Raw genomic sequence first — 14,629 nt, forward strand, 5'->3', positions numbered from 1 at the left:
CCTACTCCTGCGGATCGCGGGTGATGTGGATATCGGTCGGGGTCGACAGCGGAATGTTCCGCTCCGCCAGTATCTGCAGCAGGCTGAAGTACAGATCGCTGCGGGTGGCGTAGACCTGCCGCGGGCTGGCCACGTACGCGAAGCTGTTGATGGTGATCTGGCCACCGGCAATGCTGTCGATGTAGACCGTCGGCGCCGGCTGCTTCAGCACGTTGGTATGCGCGGTGTACGCATCCAGCAACGCCTGCCGCAGGTTGCCGACATCGGTGCTGGGCGGCACCGCGAACTGGATCTGGATGCGGCCCTGGTTGTTGCCCATCGTCATGTTGCGCACGGTCTTGGTGACCAGCTCGGAGTTGGGCACGATCAGCGTCGACTTGTCGCCTACCTGGATCTCGGTCGAACGCAGGCTGATGCGGCGGATGTCGCCCTCCTGGTCGCCCAGCTTCACCCAGTCGCCGATCTTCACCGGGCGCTCGGCCAGCAGGATCAGGCCGGAGACGAAGTTCTGGGTGATCACCTGCAGGCCAAAACCGATACCCACTGACAGCGCACTGACCAGCAACGCCAGCTTGCTCAGCTGCAGGCCCATCGCGCTCAGCGCCCAGATCACCGCGATGATGATGCCCACGTAACGGGCAACCGTACTGACCGAATTGCGTGCGCCCAGATCCAGTTCGGTCTTGGGCAGGTAGGTGTCGGTCAGCCAGCGCTGCACCAGCTGGGTGATCGCCAGGCCGGCCAGCAGCGCCAGTACCGCCAACACGATCCCCGCCGGTGCCAGCTTGGTGCCACCGATATCGAATCCGGTCGTGAACAGTGAAGTGAAGCGCTCCACCACCGCGCCGATGTTGCCGAACGGCGCCACCAGGGCAAGCAGCGTGAGCAGCACGACCACGGTACGCAGCGCCGCCGACAGCAGCACGCCGGCCTGCTCCAGCCGCGATACGCTCAGGCCGGTGCTGAGCAGGATGGTCTGGCCAACCTTGCTGTCGGCGTTGAGCATCCAGGTGCTCAGGTCATCGACGAACTTGAACAGCAGGGTCGCGGCCAGCACTACGATGCTGCCGCCGATCAGCTGCTGGTTCACGAACTTGGCGAAGTTCAGGTAGCCCAGCAACGTGGCAATGATGGCCGCCACCACCGCGATGTTGCCCGCTACCCGGGCCAGTACCAGCCAGCTGCTGCGACGCACCGGCGTGGCCGCGCCCACGCCATCGGCCTGTGCCTCCAGCTTGGCCTCGGCCTCGGCGGTCTGCCGGCGATGCAGACGTGCCAGGGTCACCAGCATGGCCATGATCAGGCCGAGGTAGGTCAGCGCAATCAGGCCGTCCAGCGCCACCGTGGTGACGTCGCTGGTACGCGTGGCCTGATCGAGGGCGACCAGCACCGTGCTCAGCCAGGCCAGCGCCGCCGCGCCCCACGCGTACTTGCGCAGCTTGAGTGCGGCGGTGTCATCCAGATTCAGCAAACGCCACGACGGACGCTTGGGTACCAGCATGCACGCGCTGAGCGCCGCGATGAAGGCGGCGCGGAAGGTGGCCGTCTCCAGGCCGTCGGCCACCACCTGCAGGCGCGGCGCGATGGCATCGATCGCATCGAGCGCTGCCATCAGCACCACCACGGCATAGCCGGGCAGCAGCGTACCGACCAGCAGCAGCCACATGGCCAGGCCGGAGCGGCGCAGGCGACCGTCCGGCGCACGCTCGGACGCCGCAAAGCGCCGCCCCAGCCTGCGCAGCCACAGCCGCAGCGGGAACATCATCACCAGCGCGGCCAGCAGGCCCAGCAACGGCGTGCCCCAGCCATTGGCCCGAACGCCGGCGACGAACGTATCGCGCCCCTGCTCGGCCAACGGCGCGACGCGTGCGATATCGATCGGCAGGCGCTCGGCCACCTTGCTCCACAGCGCCGGAGACAACGGCGAGGCGACCTTCTTCCCCATGTCTTCGGCGCGTTGCGCAGTGCGCTGCTGGTCGATGTCGGCTGCCAGCTGCTGGGCACGCACGGCACTGGCCTTGGCCTGCGCTACCGACGCGGCCAGGCCGTCGCGCTGTTTGGTGATGGTGCGTCGTTGCGCGGCCAGTTCCGGCGGTTCGGTAGTGCCTTCCGCAGGCGTGCCCAGCTGCGCCAGCTGTTCGCTGATCCGATCCAGCTGCGGCTGCAACGCCTTCTCCAGCGCTTCGGCATCGCGCCGGGCCTGCGAGGCATTCTCGGACAGCATCGCCAGTGTCTCGATGGCCTCTGCATCGCCCCGCTTGCGCTCGACCTCCTTCAGCCTGGAATCGATGTCCGCCAGTTGCTGCTTCGGCGTGGGGTCCTCATCCTGGGCCAGCACCGGTGCGGACAGCAGGAAGGCAGTGCACAGCAGCAGGGCCAGCCAAGGCCCCCGTGCACGGATCGATCGCAGGAAAGAAGACACGCCAGCCACACCGTTTCGCGCGGACCACCGCGCCTGCGCGCGACTATACGGCACAGGCGGTAAAGGCCGGATGGTGGGGCAGAGGACCACACCCACCGCGATGGGAGCTTCGACGGGGTGAAGGCGCGGGGTGGTCACGACGGGGCGATAACGGCCTGGCGATTGCGGCGGGGTGATCGTGGCCGGGCGAATCGACGGGGTAGAGTCGACTGTTAGTCGACTATCGCGCGCAGCGCGGGCTTTGGCACAGCGTCCAGCGAAGAGCAGTCGACCAACAGTCGACTCTACCCCGTCGATTCACCCCGCCTGCGTTTCCGCGCGCACGCGCGCCACGCCGGCGAAGTCAGTACTTCAGGCGCAGCTCTTCGACGGCCGGCTGCTGCAGCGCGTACCAGTCCTGGAACTCTTCCTCGGTGATCTCATCGGGCGCGTACACCGCCACCGGGTGCCAGTCGTGGTCGGTGGGCAGCGGCTGGCGCGGGCCGGCACGCAGGCTGTAGCTGACGCCCTCGTAGTCGACCAGGTCATCAACCTGCGGCCACTGCTCGCGTGCGAACGCGGATTCACTCTTCAACAGGATCACCTGGTACATCGGCACCTCCACCTCGGTTGGATCAGGAAAACACGGCGCTGGCGGCAGCATACCGCCACGCCGGTGACAACGGGCACGCCGCAGCGGCGACGGAACGTTCTGGACACGGCCATCGCCCCGGCTTCACCCGCCCATGGCAAGGCCATCGGCATCGTGGAGGCCCACCCCTGCCACGACCGCCGATGACCGACCACCCGCCGCTGAAGACCGTCGCCGACCTCAAGCTGCCCCGCTACCTGGGCACCTGGTATGAAATCGCACGCCTGCCGATGCGCCACGAGCCGGAAGGCTGCACCGATGTGTCGGCGCACTACACCCTGCTCGACAACGGCAACGTCGGCGTCACCAACCGCTGCCGCATGGACGGCGACGTCGAGGAAGCCACCGGCGAGGCCTGTGCCGTCGACAACGACAGCGCACGGCTGGAGGTGAGCTTCCTGCCCAAGGGCCTGCGCTGGTTGCCGTTCGCCAAGGGCGACTACTGGGTGATCCAGGTCGCTCCGGACTACAGCGTGGCGCTGGTCGGCAGCCCGGACCGCAAGTACCTGTGGCTGCTGGCCCGCGAACCGCAGCTGGACGCTACCGTGCAGGACCATTATCTGGCCACCGCCCGCCTGCAGGGCTTCGATCTGTCCGAACTGATCCACACCCCGCACACCGGTCGCCCCACAGCCTGAGCCGCCCACTCATGGACCTGAAGAGTGGCTACCCGTGGTGGGCGGTGCGCAACGGCCTGATCCACGCCTTCCCACCGCTGGAGCGGGATCTGCGCTGCGACGTGCTGGTGGTCGGCGGCGGCATCACCGGTGCGCTGATTGCCGACGAGCTGTCCGGGCATGGCCACGACGTGGCGGTGATCGAGCAGCGTGACATCGGCTGGGGCAGCACCGCTGCCAGCACCGCGCTGCTGCAGTACGAGATCGACACCCACTTGCTGGAACTGGCCCAGCGCTATGGCCAGGACGCCGCGGCGCTTGCCTACCGGGCGTGTGCGGAAGCAATCCCAGCGCTGGGCGACGTGGCACGCGGGTTGAAGGACGTGGATTTCCAGCGCATGGACAGCCTGTACCTGGCCAGCCGCCATCGCGACGTTCCGCGCCTGATGGCCGAAGGTGAGGCGCGGCGCAGCATCGGCCTGGATGCCCGCTGGCTGGGCCCGGAGGCACTGCAGGAACGCTTCGACGTGAATGCCGGTGGTGCCCTGCTCACGCGCCAGGCGGCGCGGGTCGATCCCTATCGGCTGACCTATGCGCTGCTGCAGCGCGTGCGCCGGCGCGGCGGCCAGGTGCATGACCGCACGGTGCTGCACAGCCTTGATGCCACTGCGCGCGGGGTGACCGCCCGTACCGAAGACGGTGCCACCATCCGCGCACGCCACGTGGTGCTGGCCATGGGCTATGCCAACCAGCGCTGGCTCAAGCAACGGGTCGCACGCAACCGCAGCAGCTACGCCTTCATCACCGATCCCGTCGATGCGGACGTGCTCGGCCGGCTGCGCACCACCATGGTGTGGGAGAGCGCCCGCCCCTACCTGTACCTGCGCGCCACCGGCGACCGTCGCCTGCTGGTGGGCGGGCTGGACGATGCCATGGACATCCCCGCCCGCCGCGACCGGCGCGTTGAGAGCAAGGCCGACAAGCTGATGAAGCAGCTGCTGCATTGGTTCCCACGGCTGGACCCGGTGCCGGCGTTTTCCTGGGCCGGCACCTTCGCCGAAACGGCGGACGGCCTGCCGTTCTTCGGCCCGCACGATCAGTGGGGGCCGCGGGTGCACTTCGCCATGGCCTACGGCGGCAACGGCATCACCTATTCGATGATCGGCGCGCAGCTGCTGCGGGCCGGGATCGAGCGGCGGGCGCATCCGCTGGCGGGGCTGTTCGGGTTCGGGCGCTTGTAGCCTGCAGCCAGGCATGGCCTGGCTCTACCGCGAGCGGGCGCCGACAGGCATCATTCAAGCAGCCCCTGCTAGCGTCGGCCTGTACCGCCGCGTGTTGCGCGGCCACCTGTCCGCTGGAGCACCGTCATGATCCGCCCCCTGACCCTGCTGCTGTGCCTGGCCCTGCCGGGAACCGTGCTGGCCCAGTCCGCCGCCGGCGCCACCGCGCCGCAGGCTGCCGGCCTGGACCTGACGCTGCCGCAGGCGCCGATGCGCTACCTCAACGACCCGGCCCTGCAGCAGGACCCGCCGGGCACGTACTACGGTGACAAGAGCGGCCCGCGCGTACACGACGACGCGAAGATCGCAGACGTCACCGACGACAAGGTCAAGGTATCCGGCAGCTTCACCACCGGTATCGGCTATTCCAAGAACGGTGGCAACAGCCACTACAACGCCGCCACGCTGAACCTGAGCAAGAACTACACCACCGATGAGGGCAAGACCCACGGGGTCAACGTCAACATCCACGTGAGCGAAGGCAAGGGCCCGGGCTTCTTCGGCCCGTACGGCGGCTACTACGGCCGCGGCCCGGGCTATTGGGATTACCCGCCGCCGTTTGGCTGGTAACGCCCCGCGTCGGCCTGGGCCGACCAAGGTCGGCCACTACCGCTGCGTACGCTTGGTAGGTGTCGACCTTGGTCGACACGCTCTGCATTCCGTGCCGGCCAGCGGCCGGCACCTACCCGCACGCGAATCAATCCAGCCAGCCATCGCGCTCGCTGTGCAGGATGCGGCCGTCATAACCGCTCAGGCGCACCTCCACCTTCTGGTTGCGGGCATTGCGGGCTTCCAGCGACCAGGTCGCACCATCGCGTTCCAGCGAATGGATCTCGCGCAGGCCATGCGCCTGTGCCCGTGCCAGCACCTGCTCGGTGGTCAACAGCGCGCGGCTGCTGTGCTCATCGAAGATCTCGCCGGTCTTCGGGTCCACGTAGACCTCGCTGAAGCGGCCATCGGCGCGGCTCACGTCAGCCTCCCACAGGCCATCATCGCGTTCGATCTCGTGGATCTGGGTGTAGCCGGCCTTGCGCAGGGTCTGTTCAACCTGGGCCATGCCCAGCGGCGCAGCCTGTACGGCCGGCGCGACGGCCAGCAGGGCAACAGTGGCGAGGGTGAGTGACTTCAACATGGGGGTTCTCCTGTTCGTGTTCGTGGCCGGACCATCCCGGCAACGCCACAATGCACCCCGTGGTTAACAGCGCCTTAGCCGGCACTGTTAGCCAGCTGTTAGTCACCTCCGCCACACTCACGCCTGGTCCTACAGTCCTCCCCGCGCCCCGATGCTCTCCACCCTGCCCCTGCTGCTGGCCCTGGCCAGCGCCCCGACCGCCGCCGCGCCCGCACAGGACCCGGCGCAGCAGGTCGCGCGCCGCGCCGTGCAGCAGGGCCGCTACGTGCCATTGGAAAGCGTGGTGCGCCATGCGCTCAAGCGCTTTCCGGGCCAACTGCTGGAAGTGGAGCTGGACGACGGCGTCTACGAAGTGGAGATCCTGCGCGGCGACGGCGTGGTGGTGGAGCTGGACTATGATGCGCGCAGCGGAAAGCTGCTGAAGACGGAGCTGGACGACTGATGCGCATCCTGTTGGCCGAAGACGATGCCGCACTGGCACAGCGCCTGGTGCCCCTGCTGGAACAGGCCGGCTACGTGGTGCACGTGGTCGCCGACGGCCGCCAGGCCGAGGAGATCGGCCAGATCGAAGACCTGCAGGCGGCCATCGTCGACCTGGGCCTGCCCGGGCTGGACGGATTGAGCGTGATCGAGCGCTGGCGCGGCAACGGCCGCAGCTTCCCGGTGCTGGTGCTGACCGCACGCGGGCGCTGGCACGACAAGCTGGCCGGATTCGACGCAGGCGCCGACGATTACCTCACCAAACCGTTCCAGGCCGACGAACTGGTGCTGCGCCTGCGCGCCCTGATCCGCCGCAGCCATGGCCACGCCAGCCCGCGCCTGCACTGCGGGCCGCTGCAGCTGGACGTCAACGCCGGCCGCTTTGAGCTGGATGGGCAGGCGCTGTCGCTCAGCCCGCAGGAGTTCCGCCTGCTCAGTTACTTCATCCACCACAGCGGCCAGGTGATCGGCCGCGACCGCCTGGGCGAACAGGTGTTCGACGGTGGCCACGACCCGGACTCCAATGCGCTGGACGTGCTGCTCGGACGCGTGCGCCGCAAGCTCGGCATCGACCTGATCCAGACCGTGCGCGGCCAGGGCTGGCGGCTGGCCGCGCCGTGAGCCGGCAACCCTCCCTGCGACGGCGCCTGCTGCTGGCTGGCGGCGCCGGCCTGCTGCTGGTTTCGCTGCTGGCCAGCGCGCTGCTGGGCGAACTGTTCAAGCGCAGCGCGCGTGACCGCCTCGACCACGAACTGCAGCAGGACATGCTGACCCTGCTGGCGCAGGCCGAAGTGGACCCCGAAGGACAGCTGCGCCTGCGCCAGGAACCGAATGACGCGCGCTTCCAGCGCGTGTTCTCCGGTGCCTATTGGCAGATTGCCGGTGCCGATGGCCGCGTGCTGCTGCAGTCGCGCTCGCTGTGGGATGAAACCCTGCCGGCCATGGCCACAGGTGCGGCCACGCGCAATCTGGCTGGGCCACTACAGCAGTCCCTGCGTGCACGCGTGCAACAGGTGCGCCTGCCGCGCGCCAGCGCACCGTTCGTGGCCGTGGTTGCCACCGACCGCAGCGCGCTGGATGCGGATGTAGCCGCGTTCCGCAAGCGCACCGCCATCGCGCTGGGCGTGCTGGTCGCGGCCTGGCTGGCGGTGCTGGCCAGCCAGGTGCACTTCGGATTGCGTCCGCTGCACCGCCTCGGCGCACAGCTGGAACGGGTTCGGCGCGGCGACGCGCAGCGCATCGAGACGCAGGGACTTGGGGCGGAGGTCGCGCCACTGGGCGAAGAACTCAACGCGCTGCTGGACCACCAGCAACGCATGGTCGCGCGCGCTCGGACCAGCGCACAGGATCTGGCGCATGCGCTGAAGACCCCACTGAGCGTGCTGGCCACCGAAGCCGACGGCGACGGCGCGGACTGGCGGGCGACCGTTCGTGAGCAGAGCGCCCGCATGCAGGCCAGTGTCGACCGCTACCTGGCCGCTGGGTTGGCCGCCGACCATCGCCAACGCACCGACGTGGCGACTGTCGGACAGGCGCTGTGCCGGCTGATGGCACGCGTGCATGGCGAACGCGGCATTGCGTTCACAGCGGAAGGCATTGATCCGGCGCTGCAGTTCGCCGGTGCCAGTGCGGATCTGGAAGAGATGCTGGGTAATCTGTTGGACAACGCCGGGCGGTGGGCGCGACAGCAGGTCACTGTCGAAGCGGAAGCCCACAACGGGCAGTTACGCATCGAAGTGCGTGATGACGGCCCTGGCCTGACGGCGGATGCGCTGTCCCAGGTCACACAGCGTGGTGTACGCCTGGATGAGCGCGAGGGCAGCAGTGGATTGGGGTTGGCGATTGTGAGCGATATCGCCGCCAGTTATGGCGGGCGCCTGGCGCTGGAAAATGCGCAGCCCGGCCTGCGCGCAGCGTTGTGGTTGCCGGTGGCGTGAAGCGGCCAACCTAACGGTGGGTAGTGCCGGCCGCTGGCCGGCAACCACGTGGTCACCGGAAACGCCCTGCGGAAGCCGGCCAGCGGCCGGCTCTACCAAGCGCCAATCCGGCCGGTCGCCGCACACCCGGTAGGTGTCAACATCGGCCAACCTCACGATGGGTAGTGCCGGCCGCTGGCCGGCAACCACGTAGTCACCGGGAACGCCCTGCGGAAGCCGGCCAGCGGCCGGCTCTACCAAGCACCAATCCTACCGGTCGCCGTGCACCCGGTAGGTGTCCACATTGGCCAACCTCACGGTGGGTAGTGCCGGCCGCTGGCCGGCAACCACGTAGTCACCGGGAACGCCCTGCGGAAGCCGGCCAGCGGCCGGCTCTACCAAGCGCCAATCCGACCAGTCGCCGTACGCCCGGTAGGCGTCGACATTGGCCAACCCAACGATGGGTAGTGCCGGCCGCTGGCCGGCAACCACGTGGTCACCGGAAACGCCTTGGGGAAGCCGGCCAGCGGCCGGCTCTACCAAGCGCCAATCCGACCGGTCGCCGTACACCCGGTAGGTGTCGACCTTGGTCGACACACATCAGACATCAACGGTGATGCATCCACCAGCAATCAATCGCGTCCAGCACGATGTGGATGAGCAAACCGAAGCCGAACAACCGCGTTCTCTTCGGCACGCACAGGCCTGCATACACGGCAATTGCCGGTGCGGTGTGCAGCGGATGGAAACCGATGCTGCAGCGGTTCGGTGCATAGATCGGATCGGCCAGCAGGTGGTCCAGGTCGATGATCCAGCCCAGCAGCATCAGCAGCCACGCCGAAGCAAAGCGCTTGCGCCAGAACAGCCATGCCAGCAGGGCTGGCACGGCGGCATGCAGGAACAGGTGGAAGATCGCGCGGACGCTCATCTGCAACGGTGGCGCCGGGCAAACCCGGCGCCGTCCATCAGACCAGCGGTTCGTCGGACAGGTAGGTGTAACCGGTCAGGCCGGCTTCCAGCGCCTCCGACAACTCCTGCGCGCGTTCCGGCGACAACTGGGCCTCGGCCACGCGCTGCGCATAGGTCGCACGCAGTTCGTCCAGGCGGTAACCCACGTAATCCAGCATCACGTCGGTGGTGTCACCACGGCGCTGCTGGGTGATCGCGTAGCCATCGGCATCGGCCAGCACTTCCACCGCGTCGGTATCGCCGAACAGATTGTGGATGTCGCCCAGGATTTCCTGGTAGGCGCCGACCATGAAGAAGCCGATGCGGTAGCTCTCGCCCGGCTTCATCTTGTGCAGCGGCAGCGAGCTGTCCAGGCTCTCGTTCTCGACATAGGTTTCCACCATGCCATCCGAGTCGCAGGTCATGTCGGCGATGATGCCGCGGCGGTCCGGGGTTTCATCCAGGCGCTCGATCGGCACGATCGGGAACACCTGGTCGATCGCCCACACGTCCGGGATCGATTCGAACACGCTGAAGTTGACGAAGTACTTGTCGACCAGGCGCTCGTTCAGTTCGTCCAGCACCGGGCGATGGCTCTTCTCGTCGTAGCTCAGGCGCGCACGCACGCCGTGGGCGATGGCGTAGAACAGATCGTCGATGCGCGCACGCTGCGGCAGGTCGATCTGGCCCAGCGCGTAGCTGGCCAGGCCTTCGGCATGGAAATGCTGCGCTTCCTGGAACAGTTCCACCGCCGGGCGCACGTCCAGCTCGTCGTGGATCTCGCGCAGGTGGCGAATCGCCGCCGGTTCGTCGTCGTGCTGGTCCGGCACGCGGCCTTCCTGCGCCTCTTCCACTTCCGAGACGTTGGCGATCAGCACCGCGTGGTGTGCCGTCATCGCGCGACCGCACTCGGTCACGATGCGCGGCGGGGTGAGGCCGAACTCCTCGCACGCGTTGGCCAGCGGCTGCACGATGTTGCTGGCGTAGGAATGCAGGCCGTAGTTGATCGAGCAGAAGCTGCGCGAACGGGTGCCTTCATAGTCCACGCCCAGGCCACCGCCCACGTCGACGTGGGTGATCTTCGCGCCCAGGCGCGACAGCTCCACGAAGTAGCGGGTGGCTTCGCGCATGCCGTTGGCGATGTCGCGCACGTTGGAGATCTGCGAACCCATGTGGAAGTGCAGCAGGTTCAGGCAGTCGGCGTACTCGGTGTCACGCAGCGACTTCCACAGGTCCAGCAGCTGGCGCGGGGACAGGCCGAACTTGGCCTTGTCGCCACCGCTGTTCTGCCACTTGCCGGCGCCCAGCGAGGCCAGGCGCATGCGCACGCCCAGGCCCGGCTTCACGTCCAGCGCCTTCGACTCTTCCAGCACCAGCTTCAGCTCGGACGGCTTCTCGATGACGATGAAGGTCTGCAGGCCCAGCTTGCGGCCGATCAGGGCCAGGCGGATGTACTCGCGGTCCTTGTAGCCGTTGCAGACGATCAGGCCACCCGGACGCGACAGCGCCAGCACGGCCATCAGCTCGGGCTTGCTGCCCGCTTCCAGGCCGAAGCCCTCGCCGTGGTGGCTGGCCAGGGTGCCGGCCACGCCGCGGGTCTGGTTGACCTTGATCGGGTACACCGCGGTGTAGCCGCCGCTGTACTCCCAGTCCTGCTGGGCCTGGGCGAAGGCCGCCTGCAGCTTGCCCAGGCGCTGGCCGAGGATGTCCGGGAAGCGCACCAGCAGCGGCAGCTTGGCACCGGCCGCGCGCGCCGCATCGACCACCTTGGGCAGTGACACCACCGGGCCGTCCGCCCCGGTCGGTCTCACCACCATGTGCCCGGCCTGATCCACGTCGAAGTAACCGTCCGCCCAATGCGGGATCGAGTAGGTCTTGCGGGCTTGGTCGAGGGACCAATCGGTCATTTCAGTCGGCCTTGTTGGCAATAAAAGGGGGGGCATGATAACGCCTATATGCCCACAGGTTCGTTATCATGCGCGCCCGCGCCCGTGACAGGTTCCAACCTGAACAGGCCGATCCGTCCGGATGTGGCATCTGTGCCACGCGGCCCCGCCCGCCAGCCCGGCTCCACCCCTCCGAACAGGACTGTTTTCCAATGACTGACAGCAACAACTGGTACATCGAACACTTCGAGCGCACCGGCTCGGCCATCGGCTACCGCATCACCGGCAAGCTGGACGAGGTGCAGTCGCCGTTCCAGAAGATCGAGATCTTCCAGACCACCGACTGGGGCAACCTGATGACCATCGACGGGGCCATCATGCTGACCAGCAAGGACAACTTCTTCTACCACGAGATGATCAGCCACCCGGTGCTGTTCACCCACGCCGCACCCAAGCGCGTAGTGATCATCGGTGGCGGCGACTGCGGCACCCTGCGCGAAGTGCTCAAGCACACCGGCGTGGAGAGCGTGACCCAGTGCGATATCGACGAGCAGGTCACGGTGATGGCGCGCAAGCACTTCCCGGAACTGTGCGACTCCAACGACGACGCCCGCGCCGAGCTGCTGTTCGACGACGGCGTGGCCTACATGGCCAACTGCCCGGCCGGCAGCGTGGACGTGGTGATCGTGGACTCGACCGACCCGGTCGGCCCGGGTGAAGGCCTGTTCAACAAAGCCTTCTACGAGAGCTGCTTCAAGGCCCTGAAGGACGACGGCATCCTGGTGCAGCAGTCCGAGTCGCCGCTGATGCAGCTGGAGCTGATCAACGAAATGCGCACCGAGATGGGCAAGGCCGGCTTCGGCTCGTTCAAGACCCTGCCGTTCCCGCAGCCGTGCTACCCCACCGGCTGGTGGAGCGTGACCATGGCGCGCAAGGGCGACAGCAGCTTCGACTTCCGCCAGGCCGACTCGGCTGCCAAGACCTTCAACACCCTGTACTACACCGCCGCGCTGCACACCGGCGTGCTGGTGACCCCGCCGTTCGTGCAGGCGGCACTGAAGTAATGCGTGCCGACCAACGGTCGGCACCCACCCATGCAAAAGAAAAACCCGCGCTGGCGACAGCGCGGGTTTTTTCATGTTCCGGTAGTGCCGGCCGCTGGCCGGCAACCTCATGTAACGATCAGAGCGCCCAGATACCGGCAATCACCGCCACCACCAGGCCCCACTTGATCAGCTGGTAGGCCACCACGCTGCGCTCGCGCAGTGCCTTGGCCTTCAGGCGCACCTTGTAGACGCTGCCGAACGCCTTGTTGACGCCACCGGTCGGGTCACCCGGCAGGTTCGGCGATGCACCGCCGGCCAGCAGCGTGGCCGCCACCGCGCGGTTGAACAGGCCCGGCAGGCCGAAGCGCAGCGGGCGGGCGATGTCGCAGAACAGGATCACCCGGTCATCGGGCGTCTCGTTGTGCGCGTGGTGGATGTAGGTCTCGTCGAACATCATCCACTCGCCATCGCGCCAGCTCTTCTTGATGCCGTCCACTTCGATGTAGCAGCCGTCGTTGTTCGGCGTGGCCAGGCCCAGGTGCAGGCGCAACGAACCGGCGAACGGGTCGCGGTGCGGGCGCAGTTCGCTGCCCGACGGCAGCTGCGCGAACATCGCCGCGCGCACGTCCGGTAGGGACTCCAGCAACGCCGTGGTCTTGGGGCACATCGCCTTCGCCGACGGGTGCGACGGGCCGTACCACTTCAGGTAGAAGCGCTTCCAGCCACGGCGGAAGAACGAATTGAAACCGGCATCATTGAACGTGCTGGACGCGGCGATCTTCTGCGCATCGCGCAGCGCCAGCGCCTCGTCGCGGATCATCTGCCAGTTCTGGCGCAGCGGCTCCAGCTGCGGGAACTCCTTGGCCGGGTCCAGGAACGGCGTGGTCGGCACCTTCGAGAACATGTACATGACCACGTTGATCGGGGCCATGAAACTGGAGTGGTCCAGCAGCTGGCGCGACCAGCGCGCGCGGACCTTGCCACGGAAGTGGATGTACAGCACGCAGGCGACGAACAGCGCTGCAATGACGATTTTGATGATCAAAGCACTTTCCTCCAGCCGCGGCCGGAACGGGAATCGGGGTGGTGCACGGCCTGGCGGCCAGCACCGGTAAGGAACGCGGCAGGGAACGGGACGTGCCGAAGGGTGCGGCCGCCGATGTCGCGAATTAACAGCTTATGGTCGGCAGGCCGTGCGTCGGGGTCAAGCCGGACGTGCGCGACGTTCAGCGGGCCGCGGATGAACGAACCGATGCGACGCCCAACCTATTGATTCGGAAAGAACCGTCGACCAAGTGAGACATAATTGTCCGATTGAGCGCGACGAACTGTTCCAGCCACGCCCCTGACATTTCTCCGACAAATCGTGGAATAGCGAACTGGCGAGTACTAAAATTAACGAAAACTTAGTAACTCCCTGTAACACCGGTTCGCTTGACGCTTTGCGCCACCCACCGGGTCGTCCGAGACCCCGACATGTATCTTCCTGCTCTGCCCCCCTCCTCCTGCGGCGATGAGGCCGCCACCCCGCTGCTGCTCAAGCGCGGCGAACGCTTCCTGGCCCCCGACGTCTATCGCACCTGCCTGGACGGGCGCGAGGCAGTCATCAAGGACTATTCCCGCTACCGCGGCACGCCCGTTTCGCTAATCGCGCGACTGATGGTGCGCCGCGAGGCCCGCATGCTGCAGCGCCTCGGCGGCTGGAAGCACGCCCCCGCGCTGCTCGGCACCCTCGGTGGCCTGGCGCTGGGCATGGAATTCATCCCCGGCCAGACCCTGAGCACCGCGCAAGCCGTGGGCAATGACGTGTTCGAGCAGCTGCAGCACGCGCTCAGCCGTTTGCACGCCGCCGGCATCACCCACAACGACCTGCATGGCACCAACGTGGTGGTCAGTGGCGGCGTGCCGGTGCTGCTGGACTTCACCTCGGCCTGGCGCGCTCCACGCTGGCTGCGCCGCAACCCGCTGAGCCGGCAACTGAGCCGCAGCGACATGAAGAACCTGCTGAAGATCCGTCAGCGCGTGACCGGCCAGGCGCCGAGCGCCGCGCAGGCCGCACTGGTGGCCGACCCGGGCTGGGTCGCGGCCGTGCGGCAGGGCTGGAAGCGGTTCTACAAGTGGGCCAAGCGGCGGTAAGCGCCGCGTCTTTCGGGCGGCGATGGATCGCGAGATGAGATGGGACAGCGCCGGGGGGCTGCGTGCCCCGACGGGGACGATGCCTCGGGGGGTGCGTGCGCCGATGGGGACGACATCTCGGCTGCTGTGTGCGCC

General features: G+C 67.4%; 15 protein-coding genes. 8 read left to right on the top strand and 7 right to left on the bottom strand.

The annotated features are described in order from the left end of the window. Position 1 precedes the first annotated feature (1 nt). Positions 2 to 2,431 (bottom strand): DUF3772 domain-containing protein, encoded by a 2,430-nt coding sequence (locus tag CKW06_RS21540; protein WP_050426961.1) that lies wholly within the window; start codon positions 2,429 to 2,431, stop codon positions 2 to 4. A gap of 334 nt (positions 2,432 to 2,765) precedes the next feature. Then, positions 2,766 to 3,014 (bottom strand): hypothetical protein, encoded by a 249-nt coding sequence (locus tag CKW06_RS21545; protein WP_005414723.1) that lies wholly within the window; start codon positions 3,012 to 3,014, stop codon positions 2,766 to 2,768. Between the two features lie 182 nt (positions 3,015 to 3,196). Between CKW06_RS21545 and CKW06_RS21550 the strand changes: the two genes are divergently transcribed. The 3 genes from CKW06_RS21550 to CKW06_RS21560 all read left to right on the top strand — a co-directional run bounded on the left by CKW06_RS21550 (position 3,197) and on the right by CKW06_RS21560 (position 5,520). Further along, positions 3,197 to 3,691 (top strand): lipocalin family protein, encoded by a 495-nt coding sequence (locus CKW06_RS21550; RefSeq protein WP_005411362.1) that lies wholly within the window; start codon positions 3,197 to 3,199, stop codon positions 3,689 to 3,691. Between the two features lie 11 nt (positions 3,692 to 3,702). Further along, positions 3,703 to 4,911, top strand: a complete 1,209-nt coding sequence (locus CKW06_RS21555; RefSeq protein ID WP_024957660.1) for an NAD(P)/FAD-dependent oxidoreductase — start codon at positions 3,703 to 3,705, stop codon at positions 4,909 to 4,911. A 126-nt stretch (positions 4,912 to 5,037) separates the two neighbouring features. Continuing rightward, positions 5,038 to 5,520 carry a hypothetical protein gene (locus tag CKW06_RS21560; RefSeq protein WP_005411364.1) on the top strand — a complete coding sequence of 161 codons (483 nt, stop codon included), beginning with the start codon at positions 5,038 to 5,040 and terminating at the stop codon, positions 5,518 to 5,520. A gap of 127 nt (positions 5,521 to 5,647) precedes the next feature. Here the strand turns inward: CKW06_RS21560 and CKW06_RS21565 are convergent, their stop codons facing one another. Beyond that, entirely contained in the window at positions 5,648 to 6,082 is a 435-nt protein-coding gene (locus CKW06_RS21565; protein WP_005411365.1) for a PepSY domain-containing protein, read from the bottom strand. 151 nt (positions 6,083 to 6,233) lie between these two features. On the opposite strand from CKW06_RS21565, the gene CKW06_RS21570 reads away from it, so the two are divergent. The 3 genes from CKW06_RS21570 to CKW06_RS21580 are packed head-to-tail and all read left to right on the top strand — an operon-like array spanning position 6,234 to position 8,499. Next, complete coding sequence (locus CKW06_RS21570; RefSeq protein WP_024957659.1) at positions 6,234 to 6,524, top strand: PepSY domain-containing protein; 291 nt, start codon at positions 6,234 to 6,236, stop codon at positions 6,522 to 6,524. After that, positions 6,524 to 7,183 (top strand): response regulator transcription factor, encoded by a 660-nt coding sequence (locus CKW06_RS21575; protein WP_005414726.1) that lies wholly within the window; start codon positions 6,524 to 6,526, stop codon positions 7,181 to 7,183. The genes CKW06_RS21570 and CKW06_RS21575 overlap by 1 nt, the downstream gene beginning before the upstream one ends. Beyond that, positions 7,180 to 8,499 (top strand): sensor histidine kinase, encoded by a 1,320-nt coding sequence (locus CKW06_RS21580; RefSeq protein WP_024957658.1) that lies wholly within the window; start codon positions 7,180 to 7,182, stop codon positions 8,497 to 8,499. Before CKW06_RS21575 ends, CKW06_RS21580 begins: the two co-directional genes overlap by 4 nt. Before the next feature lie 249 nt (positions 8,500 to 8,748). On the opposite strand, the gene CKW06_RS21585 is transcribed toward CKW06_RS21580, so the two are convergent. The 3 genes from CKW06_RS21585 to speA are packed head-to-tail and all read right to left on the bottom strand — an operon-like array spanning position 8,749 to position 11,333. Continuing rightward, positions 8,749 to 9,075: a hypothetical protein gene (locus CKW06_RS21585; RefSeq protein ID WP_024957657.1), complete on the bottom strand. Its 327-nt coding sequence runs from the start codon at positions 9,073 to 9,075 to the stop codon at positions 8,749 to 8,751. 10 nt (positions 9,076 to 9,085) lie between these two features. Beyond that, positions 9,086 to 9,406, bottom strand: a complete 321-nt coding sequence (locus tag CKW06_RS21590; RefSeq protein ID WP_024957656.1) for a DUF6122 family protein — start codon at positions 9,404 to 9,406, stop codon at positions 9,086 to 9,088. A gap of 37 nt (positions 9,407 to 9,443) precedes the next feature. Then, positions 9,444 to 11,333, bottom strand: a complete 1,890-nt coding sequence (gene speA / locus CKW06_RS21595) for an arginine decarboxylase (protein WP_005411370.1) — start codon at positions 11,331 to 11,333, stop codon at positions 9,444 to 9,446. Between the two features lie 191 nt (positions 11,334 to 11,524). Between speA and speE the strand changes: the two genes are divergently transcribed. Further along, a complete protein-coding gene (gene speE, locus CKW06_RS21600) occupies positions 11,525 to 12,376 on the top strand; it encodes a polyamine aminopropyltransferase (protein ID WP_005411371.1) in 852 nt (283 codons plus the stop codon). Between the two features lie 118 nt (positions 12,377 to 12,494). Here the strand turns inward: speE and CKW06_RS21605 are convergent, their stop codons facing one another. Beyond that, positions 12,495 to 13,400, bottom strand: coding sequence for an aspartyl/asparaginyl beta-hydroxylase domain-containing protein (locus CKW06_RS21605; RefSeq protein ID WP_024957655.1), 906 nt, complete (start codon positions 13,398 to 13,400; stop codon positions 12,495 to 12,497). A 434-nt stretch (positions 13,401 to 13,834) separates the two neighbouring features. Between CKW06_RS21605 and CKW06_RS21610 the strand changes: the two genes are divergently transcribed. Beyond that, complete coding sequence (locus CKW06_RS21610) at positions 13,835 to 14,494, top strand: RIO1 family regulatory kinase/ATPase domain-containing protein (protein WP_024957654.1); 660 nt, start codon at positions 13,835 to 13,837, stop codon at positions 14,492 to 14,494. Positions 14,495 to 14,629 lie beyond the last annotated feature (135 nt).

The sequence above is a fragment of the Stenotrophomonas maltophilia genome (assembly GCF_900186865.1).
GTDB classification, from domain to species: Bacteria; Pseudomonadota; Gammaproteobacteria; order Xanthomonadales; family Xanthomonadaceae; genus Stenotrophomonas; species Stenotrophomonas maltophilia.

Coding starts and splice junctions, on each gene's coding strand:
- CKW06_RS21545 (WP_005414723.1), bottom strand. CDS start 3,014: ATGTACCAGGTGATCCTGTTGAAGAGTGAATCCGCGTTCGCACGCGAG.
- CKW06_RS21550 (WP_005411362.1), top strand. CDS start 3,197: ATGACCGACCACCCGCCGCTGAAGACCGTCGCCGACCTCAAGCTGCCC.
- CKW06_RS21555 (WP_024957660.1), top strand. CDS start 3,703: ATGGACCTGAAGAGTGGCTACCCGTGGTGGGCGGTGCGCAACGGCCTG.
- CKW06_RS21560 (WP_005411364.1), top strand. CDS start 5,038: ATGATCCGCCCCCTGACCCTGCTGCTGTGCCTGGCCCTGCCGGGAACC.
- CKW06_RS21565 (WP_005411365.1), bottom strand. CDS start 6,082: ATGTTGAAGTCACTCACCCTCGCCACTGTTGCCCTGCTGGCCGTCGCG.
- CKW06_RS21570 (WP_024957659.1), top strand. CDS start 6,234: ATGCTCTCCACCCTGCCCCTGCTGCTGGCCCTGGCCAGCGCCCCGACC.
- CKW06_RS21575 (WP_005414726.1), top strand. CDS start 6,524: ATGCGCATCCTGTTGGCCGAAGACGATGCCGCACTGGCACAGCGCCTG.
- CKW06_RS21590 (WP_024957656.1), bottom strand. CDS start 9,406: ATGAGCGTCCGCGCGATCTTCCACCTGTTCCTGCATGCCGCCGTGCCA.
- speA (WP_005411370.1), bottom strand. CDS start 11,333: ATGACCGATTGGTCCCTCGACCAAGCCCGCAAGACCTACTCGATCCCG.
- speE (WP_005411371.1), top strand. CDS start 11,525: ATGACTGACAGCAACAACTGGTACATCGAACACTTCGAGCGCACCGGC.
- CKW06_RS21610 (WP_024957654.1), top strand. CDS start 13,835: ATGTATCTTCCTGCTCTGCCCCCCTCCTCCTGCGGCGATGAGGCCGCC.